14 protein-coding genes and 1 pseudogene are annotated in these 17,435 nt (G+C 64.5%); 9 read left to right on the top strand and 6 right to left on the bottom strand.

Features of this window, described 5'->3' with window-relative positions; genetic code table 11:
• Both CIC12_RS30710 and CIC12_RS30715 read left to right on the top strand, forming a co-directional pair.
• A pseudogene (locus CIC12_RS30710) lies at nt 1–162 on the top strand (aquaporin Z); the annotation flags it as partial.
• 55 nt (nt 163–217) lie between these two features.
• On the top strand, nt 218–4,636 hold the full coding sequence (locus CIC12_RS30715; RefSeq protein WP_174772259.1) for an ATP-binding protein: 4,419 nt from the start codon (nt 218–220) through the stop codon (nt 4,634–4,636).
• A 137-nt stretch (nt 4,637–4,773) separates the two neighbouring features.
• On the opposite strand, the gene CIC12_RS30720 is transcribed toward CIC12_RS30715, so the two are convergent.
• Nucleotides 4,774–5,061, bottom strand: coding sequence for a hypothetical protein (locus tag CIC12_RS30720; RefSeq protein ID WP_168669997.1), 288 nt, complete (start codon nt 5,059–5,061; stop codon nt 4,774–4,776).
• A gap of 93 nt (nt 5,062–5,154) precedes the next feature.
• Here CIC12_RS30720 and CIC12_RS30725 point away from each other — a divergent pair, with 93 nt between their 5' ends.
• Both CIC12_RS30725 and CIC12_RS30730 read left to right on the top strand, forming a co-directional pair.
• Nucleotides 5,155–5,589, top strand: a complete 435-nt coding sequence (locus CIC12_RS30725) for a CHRD domain-containing protein (protein WP_168669998.1) — start codon at nt 5,155–5,157, stop codon at nt 5,587–5,589.
• A 119-nt stretch (nt 5,590–5,708) separates the two neighbouring features.
• Complete coding sequence (locus CIC12_RS30730) at nt 5,709–6,686, top strand: alpha/beta hydrolase (RefSeq protein WP_168669999.1); 978 nt, start codon at nt 5,709–5,711, stop codon at nt 6,684–6,686.
• Here CIC12_RS30730 and CIC12_RS30735 read toward each other — a convergent pair.
• On the bottom strand, nt 6,656–7,495 hold the full coding sequence (locus tag CIC12_RS30735) for an EcsC family protein (protein ID WP_168670000.1): 840 nt from the start codon (nt 7,493–7,495) through the stop codon (nt 6,656–6,658). The genes CIC12_RS30730 and CIC12_RS30735 overlap by 31 nt on opposite strands.
• Nucleotides 7,496–7,647: 152 nt before the next feature.
• On the opposite strand from CIC12_RS30735, the gene CIC12_RS30740 reads away from it, so the two are divergent.
• Complete coding sequence (locus CIC12_RS30740; protein ID WP_168670001.1) at nt 7,648–9,243, top strand: MDR family MFS transporter; 1,596 nt, start codon at nt 7,648–7,650, stop codon at nt 9,241–9,243.
• A gap of 31 nt (nt 9,244–9,274) precedes the next feature.
• Nucleotides 9,275–9,778 carry a MarR family winged helix-turn-helix transcriptional regulator gene (locus CIC12_RS30745; RefSeq protein ID WP_168670013.1) on the top strand — a complete coding sequence of 168 codons (504 nt, stop codon included), beginning with the start codon at nt 9,275–9,277 and terminating at the stop codon, nt 9,776–9,778.
• Nucleotides 9,779–9,895: 117 nt separating this feature from the next.
• Here CIC12_RS30745 and CIC12_RS30750 read toward each other — a convergent pair whose 3' ends face one another.
• The gene (locus CIC12_RS30750; protein ID WP_168670002.1) at nt 9,896–11,173 is read right to left on the bottom strand and encodes an amino acid deaminase; all 1,278 of its coding nucleotides are present in this window, start codon (nt 11,171–11,173) and stop codon (nt 9,896–9,898) included.
• 146 nt (nt 11,174–11,319) lie between these two features.
• Between CIC12_RS30750 and CIC12_RS32790 the strand changes: the two genes are divergently transcribed.
• The 3 genes from CIC12_RS32790 to CIC12_RS30770 all read left to right on the top strand — a co-directional run bounded on the left by CIC12_RS32790 (nt 11,320) and on the right by CIC12_RS30770 (nt 14,157).
• On the top strand, nt 11,320–12,210 hold the full coding sequence (locus CIC12_RS32790; RefSeq protein WP_194248385.1) for a MurR/RpiR family transcriptional regulator: 891 nt from the start codon (nt 11,320–11,322) through the stop codon (nt 12,208–12,210).
• Nucleotides 12,211–12,213: 3 nt separating this feature from the next.
• Nucleotides 12,214–13,695: an N-acyl-D-amino-acid deacylase family protein gene (locus tag CIC12_RS30765; RefSeq protein WP_168670003.1), complete on the top strand. Its 1,482-nt coding sequence runs from the start codon at nt 12,214–12,216 to the stop codon at nt 13,693–13,695.
• 75 nt (nt 13,696–13,770) lie between these two features.
• A complete protein-coding gene (locus CIC12_RS30770) occupies nt 13,771–14,157 on the top strand; it encodes a RidA family protein (RefSeq protein WP_168670017.1) in 387 nt (128 codons plus the stop codon).
• Between the two features lie 50 nt (nt 14,158–14,207).
• Here CIC12_RS30770 and queF read toward each other — a convergent pair whose 3' ends face one another.
• From queF to ilvA, 3 genes are all read right to left on the bottom strand, one after another.
• Complete coding sequence (gene queF / locus CIC12_RS30775) at nt 14,208–15,032, bottom strand: NADPH-dependent 7-cyano-7-deazaguanine reductase QueF (RefSeq protein ID WP_168670005.1); 825 nt, start codon at nt 15,030–15,032, stop codon at nt 14,208–14,210.
• Nucleotides 15,029–15,931, bottom strand: coding sequence for a 5'-nucleotidase (locus CIC12_RS30780; protein WP_168670007.1), 903 nt, complete (start codon nt 15,929–15,931; stop codon nt 15,029–15,031). The genes queF and CIC12_RS30780 overlap by 4 nt, the downstream gene beginning before the upstream one ends.
• A gap of 19 nt (nt 15,932–15,950) precedes the next feature.
• A partial coding sequence (gene ilvA / locus CIC12_RS30785) for a threonine ammonia-lyase, biosynthetic (protein ID WP_168670009.1) occupies nt 15,951–17,435 on the bottom strand: 1,485 nt, incomplete at its 5' end.

Consider the following 17,435-nt stretch of genomic DNA (forward strand, 5'->3'; position numbering starts at 1 on the left):
CAGGCGCTGTTCGTCGGCAACTGGGCGTTGGACCAATTGTGGGTCTTCTGGGCCGCGCCGCTGTCGGGCGGCGTCGCGGCCGGCGTGCTGTTTTCGTTCCTGAATGGCGACAGCGATCCCGCCGCGGCGACGCTGGCCGACGGTCCCGGCGACGCCGCGTGAGGTTAGCCCGGTGCCACGCGGTCCGTCCATCGCGGGCCTCGTCGAGCGCATTGCGATGAAGCGCGCGTTCCGGCACCTGCCGGTGTGGCTGCTCGCCGTCTGCCTGTCGGTGGCCGTGGTGACGTCCGTCGCCGAGCCGTTCGGCAGCAACGCGCGCTATCCGGCCGCGCGCGCGTTCCCAGCCAGGCTGACCGTCGGCGTGCTCGCGGGTGGCTGGCCGCCGTTCGACATGCTGCAGGACGGCCGCCTCACCGGCATCAGCGGCGACTATCTGCGCGCGCTGGTGGGGCCGAACGTCATTATCGAAGCCAAAGCGTTTCCCGACATGCAGCAATTGCTGGCCGCGGCTTGCGCGGGCGATGTCAATCTGTTGATGAGCGTCGCTCGCGTGCCCGAGCGCGAACAGTGCCTCAGTTTCACGGCGCCGTATTTCCGCTCGTCGGTCTCGGCGGTGGTGCGGCTCGGCGGCGAACGGTACGCGAGCCGTGGCGAACTGGCCGGCGCGCGTATCGCGATAGAGCGGGGTTTCGCGCTCGAGCGTCTGATCCGCGAGGGTTTTCCGCGCGCCGAAGTCAACGCGTTCGCCACGACGCACGCCGCGCTCACTGCGGTGGCCCGCGGCGACGCCGATGCCTATTTCGGCCTGACCACGGTCGTCCAGTACGAGTTGGCGACGGAGCCTTTCCGCAATCTGCACGTCGCGTTCGAGGAGAGCGGCAGGATTTCCGAGCTGCGCTTTGGCGTGCCCCGCAAGCAGGTCGCGCTGCGCGACCTGCTCGATCGCGCGCTCGCGTCGATGAGCCCGGCAGACACTACGGCGATTCGCTTGCGCTGGCTGTCGGACAGCTTCAACGCGCAGCCGGCCGCCGCGGCGCGTCAGTTCGTGCTGACAGCGGAAGAGAAAGCGTGGCTTCGCTCATTGCCGCCGTTGCAGATCGGCTTCGACAGCAACTGCCCGCCGTTCAGTTTCATCGACGAATCCGGCCGTCCCGCCGGCATGACCGCCGACTATCTGGCATACCTGAGCCGAACGCTCGGCGTCGTCTTCAACCGGGCCCGACTGCCCGACTGGTCCGCCAACGTCGAAGCGTTCCAGCGCGGCAAACTGGCGATGCTGCCCATGGCTTCCAGCAACGGTCCGAAACTGAATAACGCCGTTCATACTCGCGCCTACGCAAGCTACCCGATGGTGGTCGTCGGCCGCGTTGGCGAACCGGCGCGCGCGTTCGACGATGTCGCGTCGCGTCGCATCGTCATCCCGGCTCGTCTTGCTGGCTCGGTCCCGCACGTGTTCGAAGCCGTTGCGCCCGATCACATCGTCGTCGCGCCCAGCACGGACGACGCGCTGCGAATGGTGGCCGCGGGCGAAGCGGACGTGACGGTCGGCAACATGGCCGCTGTCGATATCCGTTTGAAGCGCAGCTACGGCGGTGTTCTCCAGATTCTCGGCGCGCTCGGCGAATCCGACTCGCTCGACATCGCGGTACGCTCGGACCTGAAGCCGCTCGCCGGGCTGTTCGACCGCGCACTGCTCGCGATGCCGGCGGCGGAGACGCAGCGCATCCGGCAACGCTGGGTGGTCGGCGCAGTTCCGCACATCGGCATATGGAGCGTGACAGCGGTGCGCCTGCTGCCGGTGCTGATCGGCGTCGGCGTCGTACTGGTGGTCACGTTGCGCGCCTATCTGCTGCTGCAACGGGAAGTCAGGCTGCGCAAGAAGACCGAGCGTGCGCTCGCGCTGCAACTGAATTTCCAGGAATCGATGATGCAGACGGTGCCCTATGCGCTGGTCGCCAAAGATCTGGAGGGACGCTACATCGCGGTCAACCGCGCTTACGAGAAGGCATGCGGTGTCAGCCGCGAGGCAGTGCTCGGACGCACGACGATCGAAGTGCGGACATGGGGCGAAGCGAACAGCCGCATTCTCGACGGCATGACGCGCGATGTGCTGAAGAGCGGCGGCATCGCCGAAGTAGAGTTGCAGTTTTGCAGCAGCGCGGGCGATGTGCGGCACGGACTGTTCTGGAACAGCGTGTGCCACGGCAGTGATGGACAACCCGTTTGCCTCGTCGGCGCCATGGTCGACATCACCACTATCCGGCGTGCCGAAATGCTCGCGCGCGACACCGAGCGGCGCCTCTTCGACGTGACGCGTTCATTGCCGGCCGTGGTGTTTCAGTTGCGCCGCACCGCGAGCGGCGCGTACTCGTTTCCGTATATCGGCGGCGACACGCGGCACCTGCTGGGCGACAACGGCGTATCGCTGAGTCATCGCGCGCAGGTGGACTTCCATCGCGTCGCGGAGGAAGACCGGGAGTTCGTGCAGGCCGAACTGGAGCGCTCCGCGCGCAGCGAAACGCCGGTGCACCTGGAGTTTCGCCTGCGCGGCGGGCCGCAGCCCAAATGGGTGCGCGCGGAGCTGGTGCCGTGCCGTGAGGCGGATGGCAGCGTCGTCTGGAGCGGCTTCTGGGTGGACGCGAGCGTGGAGCGCGCCCGCTCCGAGGAACTCGCTCGTGCACGCGACATGGCCGAGGCGGCCTCGCGTGCGAAAGACGATTTCTTCGCGATGATGAGCCACGAAATCCGCACGCCGATGAACGGCGTGCTCGGGTTGGTCGAAGTGCTGGAACGCACGCCGCTCAACACGGATCAAGCCGAGATGCTGAGCATGATCCACGAGTCGGCGGGCGCGCTGCTGCAGATTCTCGACGATCTGCTCGACTATTCGAAAATCGAGGCGGGGCGGCTGACGCTTGAAGCTGAACCGATCGACTTGCGTGAGCTGGTCGATAACGCCGTCGGACTGCTCGCCGGCCGCGCGCACGAGAAGGGGCTGAAAGTGCGCGTGAACATTGCCTCGGGTGTCGCTGCGATCATGCGTGGCGACAGCGTGCGATTGCGGCAGATTCTGTTCAACCTGCTCGGCAATGCGATCAAGTTCACGCCGCAGGGCGAAGTCGACGTGGACGTGTCGGTCGTCGAACAGAACGGCGCCGCGCAGACGCTCGAAATGAGCGTGGAGGACACCGGCATCGGCATCGCGCCGGACGTGCAGGCCAGTCTGTTCGAGCCGTTCGTGCAGGCGGAGTCGTCCACCACGCGGCGCTTCGGCGGCACCGGCCTCGGGCTGACGATCTGCCGCAAGCTGATCGACCTGATGGGCGGCACGCTCGCGTTGCGCAGCGCGCCGGGTCACGGCACCTGCATGATCGTGCGTGTCACGATGCCAGTCGTGGCGCAGCGCTATTCCGTGAGCCGCTTGCGGGGCAAACGCGGGATTGTCGCGACCGGCGACAGCCGGGTCGACCGTGCGCTGATGCACTTCGGCAAGGCGCTCGGGCTCAAGTTGCGCAGTGTCGCACCGCACGCCAGTGCGCTGAGTGATCGCGCCACGCTGGCCAACGTGGATTTGCTGTTCGCGAGCGAGGAGGTGCAGTTGCCCACATGCATCGGCCCCGACACACGGCTCATCATCCTCACCGAGAAGCCGAAGCCGACGGGGTATCGCATTCTCGACAATACCGTGCGCGTGAGCGTCAACCCCATTTCGTGGCGCGGTCTTGGCGCGGCGTGCGCCGCCGCGATGACGGGGCTGCCTTCGGTGGCGCGGCCCGTGGCGGGCCTGCCGCGCACACCTCAAGGCGTCACGCCGCCGGACCGTGAGCGCGCGATCGCGAGCGGGCGGCTGATCCTTGTCGCGGAAGATCATCCGGTCAATCAGGAGCTGATTCGTCATCAACTGGCTTTGCTCGGTTTCGCGTGCGACGTCGCGAACGACGGCGCGGAGGCGCTTGCCGCGCTGGAGCGCACGAACTATGGCTGTCTGATCACGGATTGCCATATGCCGAATCTGTCCGGCTACGAACTCGCGCGGCATATCCGCGAGAAGGAGCGGGGCGGCACGCAGCGTCTGCCGATCCTCGGCATCACGGCGAATACTGCGCCGGACGATCTGAATCTATGTCGCGATGCCGGCATGGACGACAGCCTCGTGAAGCCGACCCGGCTCGCCACCTTGCGCGACTATCTGAGCCGCTGGTTCGGCACCGACAGCGCGTGGCAGACCGCGCCTGCAGAAACGCAGAGCGAGCCGGAGGTTGCAGGGCTTCTCGTTCAGAGGGGCGAGGAGCCTTTCGTTCCGGTCGATCTCACGCACATGACCCAGCTCTGGGGCAGCGCATCGACCGTCAAGGCATTGCTCGACGCGTTCGTTTCAGCGGTGCGGGAAGACATGCAGTCGTTGTCGCCGCTGCTCGAACGCGCGGAGATTGCGGAGGTGCGCGAGTGGCTGCACCGGGTGGAAGGGGCGGCGGGCGTCCTGCAATATCCGCCCCTGCTCAACGCGCTCGACGACTATCGCCGCGACATCGCCCTCAAGTCACCCGAACGTTTGCGTGACGAAGGCCGGGCACTGGTGAGCAAGTGCAATGCGATGCTGGACGGCATCGAGCAGCAGGCGGCTTTGCTCGCTTAGGGGACAATAGCAGCAAGCGAGTGCAGGCGAATGCAAAAAAATGCAGACGAGCGCGATAAGCGAACGAAAAAGCGGACGAAAAAAAAACGCGGCCGAGGCCGCGTTAAAAGGTTTGGAGACTTCCCTCGATGAAGGAGTCACTTCTCGCAGGCGGAAGCATAACCGGAATGCCGCGATGGATTCATTGCAAAATTCGCAAATAACTGTTCGGATAATTCGAGTAAAGCGGCGGCGAAGACGAGTGGATCGATTGTCAAATCGCTCTGAAAAGGGGTTCGAAATGCCTTGGCGGTGCGCACGTCCTGCTCGACTACGCGAACCCGGTCACGCGTGACAAAGATAGCCGACAGTTTCGGATAACTACGGATCCGATCCGCGCTGCGATATGACGGCAATGTCGCCCTCGATTCCAACACGCTCGCCACGCCAACCTATCCGATGGATTTGCACTAGTATGTGGTGGCGCCGCGCGTGGCCGAACTGTCGGTGCGGCGGCGCATCAAAGTCCGGAGAAGACCATGATTTCGCTACGAAAATTGAATCTGGCCATAGTGGCGTGGGCGTTGGCCTCGGGAGCCGCGTTCGCGGATACGGTGGCGCTGAAGGCGGACCTGGAGCCGTCGAGCGAAGTACCGCCTCGCGTGAGTCACGGGCATGGCATGCTGAATGCCACCTTCGACACGAAGACGCAATCCCTGCAATGGACCGTCACCTATGAAGGCTTGAGCGGCGCGGCCACCGCCGCGCATTTCCACGGACCGGCGCCGGTCGGTCAGAACGCGAAAGTGCAGGTGCCGATCGACAAGGGCGCGCTCGCGAGCCCGATCAAAGGATCGGCGGCGCTCACCGAGCAGCAGGTGACCGACCTGATGGCGGGACAGTGGTACTTCAACGTGCATACCGCGCAGAACCCGATGGGTGAGATTCGCGGCCAGGTGTTGCCGGCGAACTAGAAAACGCTCACCTGACCCACGAGAAGGGCCGGCGATTATCCGATTAGAAGCCGCCATCCACAGGACGCAGCCGTGAACGCTCGTACCATGGCGGGACATTATCGAAGGAGCGTGTCCTGATGAGTTGGCAAAGCGCACTGGCGTGCTGGTATCTGCGCAGGCAGTTTCGACCGGAAACCCTCGCGCCGCGCATCGATGTCGCGAAAGCGCGCGCGCTGACCGCGAAGCGTGTCTGGTCGCCGCGCGTGCCGCGCGACTGGCGGCTGCGCGAAACGTACCGCACGCACGATGCGCCGCTGCGCGGCGAATGGCTGGAGCGGGTCGCTCAGACGCCGGCCGGCCACGCGCCGCCGACCGTGTTGTACTGCCACGGTGGCGGCTACTACTTCTGCTCGCCGCGTACGCATCGCTCGCTCGTGTTCGGACTCGCGACGCGTGCCGATACGCGGGTCTTTTCCCTCGACTACCGTCTTGCGCCCGAGCATCGCTACCCGGCGGCGCTCGACGATGCGAGCGCGGCGTATCGACAGTTGCTCGCCATGGGCATCGCGCCCGAGTCGATCGTCATCGCGGGTGATTCAGCCGGCGGCGGCCTTGCGCTCGCCACGCTGGTGGCGCTGCGCGACGCCGGTGATCCACTGCCCGCAGGCGGCCTGCTGTTTTCACCGTGGACCGATCTGGCGGCGGCCGGCGCTAGCATCCGAGGTAACGACAGCGCTGATCCGATGTTTTGCGGCGCTGCGATCGCGCGTGCCGCGAAGGTCTATCTCGGTGATACGCCGGCCACGGATCCGTACGCGTCGCCGGTTTACGCCGATCTGCACGGCTTGCCGCCGCTTTTCATCATGGCGGGCAGCACCGAAGTGTTGCTCGACGACTCGCAACGCGTCGCCGACAACGCGCGCATGGCGGGCGTCGACTGCGAGTTCGAAGTGTGGAAGAAGATGCCGCACGTCTGGCCGCTGTTCGCGCCGTTCATCCCCGAAGCGAACCGCGCGCTCGATCATGCGGCCGCTTTCGTGCGGCGTGCGACGAGCTGCGCCGCGAACGGGGCACAAGCGGCCGCTCAACCGTCGAGTGCGATGTCGAGAGTCTGATAGACGGCTTCGATCGTTTCCTGACCATACTGCCGTTCCAGCCGACGCACGGTGAAGTGGCCATGCGCGACCTGCTGGAAATGGTCGATAAAGACGGTATTGACCATCGCGCCGAGCACCGCGCCGATCGCTGGAATCGACTTGGCGGCGATCTGTTCGCTCACCTGCACCGAGAAGCGCGCGGCGATCGCATGCAGCAACCGCAGCAATGCCGCTGAGCCATGCGAGGTGAAGCCCTTGGTCGCAATCTCCGACGACGCCTTCGACACCGCTTGCGCGAGCGCGCCGCGCATGAAGAAATAGCCGAACTCGGCGTCGTCGTCTTCGCTCGAGGTGCCGCCCATGCCGAGCACGGTCAGACACTGCAGCTGCGTGTCGATCGACGACAGATCCTCGCCCTCGCTGCGCGCGATATCGCAGATCGAGCGGAACATCAGCGTGGTCGTGACCGGCAGCTCGACCGGCAGCGCGAACAGTCCGAACGCGCCGCCGGCCGCGCCGGTCGTCGCAACCGCGAACTTGTGCAGCAGGTTGCTCGGCTTGTCCGGCGCAATCAGGGACGTGGCCTCGCGCCGGTTGAGCGTGCGCAGCGCGATCGACAGGCACTTTCGCAACGCCAGCTCCGTCGCGTCGGTGACCTTGGCGTTGGCGAATGCCGGAAGCCGCGCCAACAGCTTTTCGATCGGCGCACCGACGACGCTCGCGAGCTTCATCGCCAGCGCCGGGCTTTCGAGTTGATGTTTCGCGCGCCGCAGCGCGTTCAGATCCTGGTCCGATAAGGATGGTGTGGCGAGCGAACTCGGCTGCATGGGCCTCCCTGGCGTCATGTCGTGTGCATTTTTCAGTCGATTCCCGGCGCATTGAACCGCGCGAGCATGTCCCCGGTTAGAGCGCCATACCGTGGTATGATTCCAATCCTTTGACGAGTCAACTGTTGCGCTATCAAAAGCTCCATTAAAAAATGGCTGTCCATACTGCGGCCCACCACTCGAGTGGGCAAGTTCTACCCTTCCGTGAATCCTTACTGGCCATGCTCGGCATCTCGTTCGTCACGATGCTGGTCGCGCTCGACCAGACCGTGGTGGGCACCGCGCTGCCCACCATCGTCTCAGAACTGAGAGGCTTCGAGTTGTACGCGTGGGTCGCGACGTCGTACCTGCTCACCTCGGTGATCACGGTGCCGATTTTCGGCCGCCTCGGCGACTACTACGGGCGCAAGCCATTCGTGATCGCGTCGATCGTCGTATTCACCGCGGCGTCGGTGCTGTGCGGGGCAGCTAACAACATGCTGTTCCTCGTGCTTGCGCGCGGCTTGCAGGGTATCGGAGGGGGGATGCTGGTCGGCACCGCGTTTGCCTGCATTCCCGACCTCTTCCCCGACTCGGTCGTGCGCCTGCGCTGGCAGGTGCTGATGAGTTCGGCGTTCGGCATTGCCAACGCCGTGGGGCCGTCGCTTGGCGGCTTTCTCACGCAGTACTACGGCTGGCGTTCGGTGTTCTACGTGAATCTGCCGGTCGGGCTGTTGTCGCTGTTTTTCGTCTGGCGCTTCCTGCCGCATTTGCGGCATGTCGAACACGAGGGCAAGATGCGGCTCGACTGGCCCGGTGCGGTGCTGATCGCGGTGGCACTCGGCTCGCTGCAGCTGTTCGTCGAATTGCTGCCGAAACACGGCGTCACTCTGAGCGCATTTGCGCTGCTCGCGCTGAGCATCGCCTCGGCTTACGCGCTCTGGCAGTGGGAAAAACGCTGCCCGACGGCGATCCTGCCGGTCGATATGTTCCGCAACCGCAGTCTTGCCGCGCTCTTCACGCTCGCTGTGCTCGGCGGCTTCACGATGTTCTCGCTGCTGTTCTACGCGCCGCTGCTGTTTCAGGGCGGCTTCGGCATGTCGCCGAAAGAAGCGGGGCTCGTCATTACGCCGCTGGTCGTGTTCATCACGATCGGCAGCATTGCCAACGGGCGCATCGTGTCGCGCGTGAGCAATCCGAATCTGATGCTGTGCATCGGCTTTTCGCTCGTAGCGTTGTCGTGCCTCGGCATTGTCGTCGCGACGCGTTCCATGCAGCAATGGGTGCTGATGTCGTTCATGGTGGTGGGCGGCCTGGGGCTCGGCTTCGTGATGCCGAACCTGACGATCTTCGCGCAGCAGACGGCCGGCCGCGAACACCTCGGCATCGCGACGGCGCTGCTGCAGTCGCTGCGCATGATCGGCGGGATGATCGGTACGGCGCTGACCGGCACGCTGGTCAGCCACCTGTACGCGAGCGGCGTGCGCAGCGCGCTCGATAGCGCGAACGCATCGCACTGGTTCGCCGATCTCGGCGACCCGCAAATCCTGATCAACCGGGAAGCGCAGACCACCTTGGTCGAGCAGTTGACGCATGCGGGCCACAACGGCGCGATGCTGCTGGAAAGCGCGCGCGAGGCGCTCGTCGGGGCGATTCACCTGGGTCTCGCGATGGCGGCGATCATCGCCGTGATCTCCGTGTGGCAAAGCCGCCGCGTGCCGCCGATCAAGCTCCATCGCAAGCTCGAGCCCGTGATCCACGCGGACTGATCTTTAGACTTACCGTTTGACTGAACAGATCATGGAAGAACAGGACCGCGTCGCCGTCATGCAGCAATTTGGCCGCACTTATCGGGCATTCATGTCCGCGTTCGAGGCGCAGGTAGGCCATCCGCTGCCGCGCTGGCGCATCCTGCTCGCGTTGCACGAGCAGGCGGGCGAGTCGTCACAGAAAAGGCTGGTCGAACGCCTGCGGGTCGATCCGGGCGCGCTCACGCGGCAGTTGAAAACGCTGGAGGGATTGGGCTGGATTGCGCGCAGCATGGATACGCGCGACAACCGCGTCACCAATGTGCGTCTGACGGAGGCCGGGCAGTCGGCGACCGAAGCGAGCTTGCCGCGTCGCAACGCGTTTTTGCACGACACGATGGCCGCGCTGCCCGACGAGGCGTTGGGAGCGCTGTCGGGCGCGCTGAAGATGCTCGAAGCGCGGATCGGTGAAGTGGCAGCCGCGGCGAGCGCGGCTGGTGCTGAGGCAGGACGGGCCGGTGAAGCTGCGCACAGTGGGGCGTTGCGGCAACCCTGATTCACTACCACGTGCGTCGGGTTGGTGACTTACGGACGCCGCTGGCAAGCATTGGCGTTGCGATGTCCAAGCCACTGGTGAGCAGAACCACCGCAAGGCGCGCCCCTCACGGCCACGTCAGAAGAACGTTTCGATCACTTCCGTCACGCGATACGCCGGATCGACCACCAGCACCTGACGCCACTTATCGAACGTCAGACACGGGTGCGAGATGTCGAACGCGATCATGTCGCCCACTTTCAGATCGGCGCCGACGGGAATTCGCAGATAGGCGTGCTGATCCATCAGGCCGAATATTTCCCAGCCTTCGCTCGCTGCGATATCGCGCGGCGCAACGTTTCCGGGACGATAGTGACGCGCCGGTTCCGGCATGCCCGCGTCGAACGCGGAGTCGCGCTTGCCCAGACCGATGATTGCGCGATCCGGCTCCGGGATCGACTGCACGTACGCCCACAACTGCAGCGCCGGCAGCAGGCCTTCGCCCATTTTCTTCGCGACCGGATTGCGCGCGAAGATATCCGTCTGCGCCTTGCGATAGACGCCGACGTCGTGCGTCAGATAGCAGCCGGGACGCAGCACGACTTCGACCTTGCCGGCCTCCGACGCCTTCACGAATTCTTCCGCCACCACGTCGTACCACGCCGAACCCGCGCCCGACAGCACTGCCGGCGTGCGCGCGAAACGCCCCTGTTCGACGAGCGCACGCGTGAGCCCGACCGCGCTTTGCAGGAACTCGCGCACCTCGTGCTCTTCCTTCAGCACGCCTTCATACAACTCGACACCGGCGAGCTTCAGCACCTCCGGATAGCGGGCGATCGCGGCGAGCACCGCGTTGCGCTGCGCTTCGTCGCGCACGCCCGCGCGGCCGCCCGGCACGCCGAGTTCGAGCAGCACTTGCAACGGCTTCTTCACTGACGTAAAAAACTCGCCCAATTGTTCGACGCCTTCGACCGAGTCGACGAGGCAGAAGAATTCGAAGTCCGGATCGCTCAGCAGCTCGGCGACCATCATCATGTTGTGGCGGCCCACCAACTGGTTGGCCATCAGGATGCGCGAGACGCCGCCGTGATACGCCGCGCGCACCTGATGCGCAGTGGCGAGCGTGATGCCCCACGCGCCGGTTTCGAGCTGACGGCGAAACAACTGCGGGGCCATCGTAGTCTTACCATGCGGCGCGAGCTTCACGCCGTACTCTGCGACGAACGCCTGCATCCACTTCAGGTTGTGCTCTACGCGATCTGCGTACAGCACGGCCGCCGGCAGGCTCACGTCCTCGTTGAGCAGGTTCCATTCGAGGCGCGGGGCATCCGTGAGCTGGATGCTGGTGCCCGGAACCATGCCCAAGCCCTTGCTATAAGGATCAATCGTTGCGCCCTGATAGTTTGTAACTTTCATGTCTCCTTGCTCCATCGTCCAGTTAAATTGAATCGAATTTGACTTTACCATGTTACAGAAAGTACGATGGGAGAAGAAATGTTATTTAGTACCACGGCGTTCCGAAGGCATAGTGCCAGTCTTCGCGCGATCTTCCCCAGTCCGCCATGAACTCAACAGCCGAACCGCTGGCTTTCGACATCGTCGCGCGCATCGCCGAATGCGCGCCGGATCTGCGCTCGGCCGAACGCAAGGTCGCCGCGTTGATCCTCGACGACCTGACGGGTGCTTCGCGCGCGAGCATCGGCGCGCTCGCGCAGCAGGCCGAGGTGAGCGTCGCGACCGTGACGCGTTTCGCCAAGGCGGTCGGTTGCCGCGACGTGCGCGAACTGAAGCTGCGGCTCGCGCAAGCGGCGGCGGTCGGGCAGCGTTTCCTGCAGCCGGGCGGGGCGACGGACGTACCCGAGCCGATCGCGACCCGCGTGTTCGACGAACTGCAAACCGCGCTGGCCCATAACCATCAACTGCTGCGCAACGCCCCGCTCGATGAAGCGGCCAGCGCCTTGCGCGCGGCGCGCATGATCTACGTGTTCGGCATGGGCGGCGGCTCGACCGCGCTCGCCGACGAGATGCGCTTTCGGCTCGTGCGTCTCGGGCGGCCGGTCGCGACCTATCAGGACGGCTTGTTGCAGCGCATGGTGGCGAGCACCGTGTCGCGCGAATGCGTGGTGATCGCGTTGTCCACCACCGGACGCGTGCCGGAGATGATCGAGAACTGCAAGATCGCGCGCAGCTATGGCGCGACCGTGATTGCACTCACCGCGCCCACCTCGCCGCTGGCGAAACTCGCGGACTGGGTGATCCCGATCGTCGCGTTCGAAACCGATTTCATTTACAAGCCGTCGTCATCGCGCTACGCGATGATGATGGCGCTCGATGTGCTCGTCACCGAGCTTGCCGTCCGTCAGGGTGACGAGAGCCGCGAATTGCTGCGCCGCATGAAGCACGCGCTCGACGCGCATCGCGGCGGTGGCGATCGACAACCGTTAGGAGACTGATCCATGCACTCGCATCCCGAAGCCGCCGATACGCTGATCGTCGGCGCGCAACTGTATGACGGCACGGGCGCACCGCCTGTCGAACGCGACGTGGCGGTCCGCGACGGCCGCATCGTCGCGATCGGCAATCTGTCGAACTGGCTTGCCGAAGAGGTGGTCGAGGCCGAGGGGCGCGCATTGGCGCCGGGCTTCATCGACGTCCACACGCACGACGACACGCACGTGATCCAGTCGCCGCAAATGCTGCCGAAGATTACGCAAGGCGTGACGACGGTGATCGTCGGCAATTGCGGCATCAGCGCGTCGCCGGTGGCACTGAAGGGCGATCCGCCCGATCCGATGAACCTGCTCGGCGAGCGCGACGCGTTCCAGTACCCGACTTTCGCCGAGTACGTGAAGGCGGTGAACGCCGCGCGTCCGGCGGTGAACGTCGGTGCGTTGATCGGCCACACGGCGTTGCGCAGCAATCAGATGGACAGGCTCGATCGCGCGGCCACGGCGCAGGAAATCGACGGCATGCGTGCGCAACTCGAAGAGGCGCTGGCTAACGGTGCGCTGGGTTTGAGTTCGGGGCTCGCATACGGCTCGGCGTTCGCCGCACCGACCGAGGAAGTGATGGCGTTGGCCGAACCGCTCGCCGCGGCGGGCGCGCTGTACACCACCCATATGCGCACCGAATTCGACGCGATTCTCGACGCGATGGACGAGGCGTACCGCGTCGGCCGTCACGCGCATGTGCCGGTCGTGATCTCGCATCTGAAGTGCGCGGGGCCGTCGAACTGGGGGCGCAGCGAAGAAGTGCTGAAGTCGCTCGAAGGGGCGCGGCGCATGCAGCCGATCGGTTGCGATTGTTATCCGTACAACCGTAGCTCGTCGACGCTCGATCTGAAGCAGGTGACGGGCGACATCGACATCACGATCACCTGGTCCGAGCCGCATCCCGAGATGGCGGGCAAGCTCGTCAAGGAGATCGCCGAGGAGTGGGGCGTCACGCAGCAGGAAGCGGGCAAGCGTCTGCAACCGGCGGGCGCGGTGTATCACAACATGTCCGAAGACGACGTGCGGCGCATCCTCTCGCATCCCGCGACGATGGTCGGCTCGGACGGCTTGCCGAACGATCCGCTGCCGCATCCGCGCTTGTGGGGCGCGTTTCCGCGCGTGCTCGGGCATTACGCGCGCGACGCCGGTCTGCTGCCGCTCGAAGAGGCGGTGCGCAAGATGACGAGTTTGTCGGCGCGTCGCTTTGGGTTGGCGCAGCGTGGCGAAGTACATATCGGCTATCACGCCGACCTGGTGTTGTTCAGCCCGGACAAGGTGCGCGACGCGGCGACCTTCGACAAGCCGCAGCAGGCGGCGGACGGCATCGACGCCGTCTGGGTGAACGGCGTGCTGTCGTATCGCGATGGCGCGGTGACGGGCGAGCGGGCCGGTCACTTCGTGGCGCGCGGCGCGGCGTCGAAGGGTGACGCGCACGGCGCGTTCTAACTATTTTTGTTCGATCGATTGCGGTGCGCGTGGCGCTGGTGCCGGCGCGTGCCGGACTTTTTAAGGAGTGTGATGATGAAGCGTTATGGCGTTGAAGGCGGAAAGGGAACGGGCGGTCAGCATATGCCGTTTTCGCGTGCGGTCGAAGCGGATGGCTGGCTCTTCGTATCCGGTCAGACGCCGATGGAAAACGGCGAAGTGATCAATGGCGGCATCGTCGAGCAATCGCACAAGGCGATCCAGAACGTGTTCGCCATCCTGAAGGAAGCCGGCTACGGCGCTGAGCATGTGGTCCGCTGCGGTGTCTGGCTCGACGATCCGCGTGACTTTGCGTCGTTCAACAAGGTGTTCCGCGAATACTTCGGCGAAAATCCGCCGGCGCGCGCCTGTGTGGTGTCGTCGATGGTGATCGACTGCAAGGTGGAAGTGGATTGCGTCGCGTATAAGAAGCCGACGGCTTGATGCGCTGCGTTCGCCGCGGTTGACTGAACCCGCGGCGAGCCACTGCGTTGTTACTGCCGGGCCAGACGCATGTTGTCCGGCATCGGCAGATTGTAGTTGGTGCGGAACGGGTTGATGTCCAGCCCGCCGCGCCGCGTATAGCGTGCATACACCGCGAGCTTGACCGGCTTGCAGGCCTTCAGCACGTCGATAAAAATCCGCTCGACGCACTGCTCGTGAAAGCCGGTGTGATTACGGTACGAAATGATGTAGCGCAGCAAGCCCGCGTGATCGATCTGCGGGCCGACGTAGTGAATTTGCACGCTGCCCCAATCGGGCTGCCCGGTCACGGGGCAGTTCGACTTCAACAGGTTGGAAAACAGCGTTTCCTCGACCGGCGCTTCATCGTGCGCCGCGCTCAACAGCGACGCGTCCGGCCGATAAATGTCGGTATCCAGGTCCAGCCGATCCAGCGACAAGCCTTCGAATTCTTCCATCTGCAGCTTGCCGAATTCATACGGCGCGGCCAGATGAACCGACACCGTCGCGCCGCAGGAAGCGGACACGTCGCGCTTGATCGTGTCACGCACCACGTCCATCGATTCGAACGCCGTTTGCGCAAACGAGCCCAGATACAGCTTGAACGACTTCGACTCGACGATATTGGGCGAGTCGGCCGGCACGAAGAAGGTTGCCACCGCGATCTGTGGTTTGCCGCGCGCGTTCAGCCAGGACAACTCGTACGCATTCCAGATGTCCGTGCCAAAGAACGGCAACTGCGCGCCAATGCCGATCGCCTCGCGCGCGTTTTTTCGCGCGATTGGAAACAGCAGTGATGCGTCATATTGTTCGGTGTAAGTGGAAGCCTTACCCAGCGGAGATTGTTCGGGTGTCATGATGCGTTCACGATGCCACTCATCACATGCCCGGTCGCCGTCACGACGCGGGCCGATTCGCAGTGGCCAATTTGGTCGTCGAAGAAAAAGTCCGGCTCGAACTCGCGCAGGAATGCGCTCTTGTCGAGGCCGCCGAGGAACATCGCTTCGTCGATTTCGATGTTCCATGCCATCAGCGTGCGGATCGCGCGCTCATGCGCGGGCGCCGAGCGCGCCGTCACCAATGCCGTACGAATATGCATCGGCGCGGCTTCATCCGCGAGTTTTTGCAGCCGGTGCAGCGCTTCGAGCAACGGCTTCAACGGACCGTCCGCGAGCGGCAGGTCCTTGTTGTGAATCTCGTGGCCGACGAAGGCGCGCAGGCCGTCTTTCTGGAACACGCGTTCCGCTTCGTCGGAAAACAGCACGGCGTCGCCGTCGAACGCGATGCGGATTTCGTCGGGATACTTGCTCGCCATTTTCGCCGATTCGGGCAACACGCGTGCAGCCGGAAATCCGGCGGCCAGCGCGTCGCGCACGTCCTGCTGATTCGCGGACAGAAACAGCGACGCGTTCAGCGGCTTCAGATAGCCGAACGGTGCGCGCCCACGCGTGAAGACGCCGCGCTCGATCGCGAGCCCGTGTTCGCGGCACGAATGAAACGCGCGCAGTCCGCTAATCGGATCGCTGCGCGACAGAATCACCACTTCGACGCGATGGCCGCCGGTGTTCAGCGCGAGCAGCTTGCGGATCAGCGGAAACGCGACGCCCGGTTTGGCGGGCACGGCAAGCCGGTCGCGCTGCAACGCTTCATAGGTGTGCAGGTCGCCTTCTTCGTACACGCGGTTCTCTTCTTCGAAGTCGAACAGCGCGCGCGACGAGATTGCCACCACCAGTTTGTCGGCGAGCGAGAGAGCCATCTGCGCGTTTCAGTCCTTGTTATGCAAGAAACAGCCGATACACCGGGTTTTGCGTCTCTTCCCAGTTCGGATAGCCGAGCGTCGCGAGAAAGCGCTCGAACGCGTCGGTCTCGCTCGCGGGCACCTGGATGCCGACAAGGATCGAACTGTAGTCCGCGCCCTGGTTGCGATAGTGGAACAGGCTGATGTTCCAGTTCGGCGCCATCGACGACAGGAACTTCATCAGCGCGCCCGGCCGCTCGGGAAACTCGAAGCGGAACAGGCGCTCGTCATGCGCGAGTGGCGAGCGCCCGCCGACCATGTAGCGGATGTGCTGCTTCGAGAGTTCGTCGAAGGTCAGGTCCGCGGTCGCAAAGCCGTGCGCTTCGAAGGCGCCCGCGATCTGCGCGGACTCGCTGCGGTTCCTGATCTGCACGCCAACGAAGATATGCGCCGAGTTCGCGTCCGCGATCCGGTAGTTGAACTCGGTGACGCTGCGCGTGCCGACCAGTTCACAGAAACGCCTGAAGCTGCCGCGCTCTTCGGGGATCGTCACCGCGAACACCGCTTCGCGTGCTTCACCGACTTCGGCGCGCTCGGCGACAAAGCGCATGCGATCGAAGTTCATGTTCGCGCCCGACGTGATCGCGATCAGCGTCTGGTTCTCGATGCCTTCGCGCTCGGCATACTGCTTCGCGCCCGCAACGGCTAGCGAGCCAGCCGGTTCGAGCACGCTGCGGGTGTCCTGGAAGACGTCCTTGATTGCCGCGCACAGCGCGTCGGTGTTCACGAGCAGCACGTCGTCGAGATATTCGTTGCACAGGCGGAAGGTTTCTTCACCGACCAGCTTCACCGCCGTGCCGTCCGAGAACAGTCCGACTTCGTTCAGCGTGACGCGCTCTCCTGCTTTGAGCGAGGCGGCCATCGCGCACGAATCATCGGTCTGTACGCCGATCACCTTGATCTCCGGGCGCACCGATTTCACATACGCAGCCACGCCCGCCGCGAGTCCGCCGCCGCCGATCGGCACGAAGATCGCGTGAATCGGCCCCTGATGCTGGCTGAGAATTTCCATCGCGACCGTGCCTTGCCCTGCGATCACGTACGGGTCGTCGAACGGATGCACGAAGCTCAGGCCGCGCTCTTCCTGCAGTTTGACCGCATGGCCATAAGCGTCGCTATACGACTCGCCGAACTGCACCACCTCGACTGTCGGCCCACCATGCGCGCGTACCGCATCGACCTTCACCTGCGGCGTCGTCACCGGCACTACGATGATCGCCTTCACACCCATGCGTGCCGCCGACAACGCGACGCCCTGCGCATGATTACCCGCCGATGCCGTAATCACCCCACGCTCCAGCGCTTCAGCCGGAAGATGCGCCATCTTGTTGTACGCGCCGCGCAGCTTGAACGAGAACACCGGCTGGTTGTCCTCACGCTTCAGATACACCGGATTGCGCAGACGTGCCGACAGATTCGGCGCGCGCTCCAGTTCGGTTTCGCGGGCCACGTCGTAGACGCG

It is taken from the genome of Paraburkholderia sp. SG-MS1 (assembly GCF_012275575.1).
Taxonomy (GTDB): Bacteria; Pseudomonadota; Gammaproteobacteria; order Burkholderiales; family Burkholderiaceae; genus Paraburkholderia.

Bases quoted from the DNA above. Each gene is read 5' to 3' on its own strand.
- CIC12_RS30715 (WP_174772259.1), top strand. From the start codon at position 218: ATGAAGCGCGCGTTCCGGCACCTGCCGGTGTGGCTGCTCGCCGTCTGC.
- CIC12_RS30725 (WP_168669998.1), top strand. From the start codon at position 5,155: ATGATTTCGCTACGAAAATTGAATCTGGCCATAGTGGCGTGGGCGTTG.
- CIC12_RS30730 (WP_168669999.1), top strand. From the start codon at position 5,709: ATGAGTTGGCAAAGCGCACTGGCGTGCTGGTATCTGCGCAGGCAGTTT.
- CIC12_RS30735 (WP_168670000.1), bottom strand. From the start codon at position 7,495: ATGCAGCCGAGTTCGCTCGCCACACCATCCTTATCGGACCAGGATCTG.
- CIC12_RS30740 (WP_168670001.1), top strand. From the start codon at position 7,648: ATGGCTGTCCATACTGCGGCCCACCACTCGAGTGGGCAAGTTCTACCC.
- CIC12_RS30745 (WP_168670013.1), top strand. From the start codon at position 9,275: ATGGAAGAACAGGACCGCGTCGCCGTCATGCAGCAATTTGGCCGCACT.
- CIC12_RS30750 (WP_168670002.1), bottom strand. From the start codon at position 11,173: ATGAAAGTTACAAACTATCAGGGCGCAACGATTGATCCTTATAGCAAG.
- CIC12_RS32790 (WP_194248385.1), top strand. From the start codon at position 11,320: ATGAACTCAACAGCCGAACCGCTGGCTTTCGACATCGTCGCGCGCATC.
- CIC12_RS30765 (WP_168670003.1), top strand. From the start codon at position 12,214: ATGCACTCGCATCCCGAAGCCGCCGATACGCTGATCGTCGGCGCGCAA.
- CIC12_RS30770 (WP_168670017.1), top strand. From the start codon at position 13,771: ATGAAGCGTTATGGCGTTGAAGGCGGAAAGGGAACGGGCGGTCAGCAT.
- queF (WP_168670005.1), bottom strand. From the start codon at position 15,032: ATGACACCCGAACAATCTCCGCTGGGTAAGGCTTCCACTTACACCGAA.
- CIC12_RS30780 (WP_168670007.1), bottom strand. From the start codon at position 15,931: ATGGCTCTCTCGCTCGCCGACAAACTGGTGGTGGCAATCTCGTCGCGC.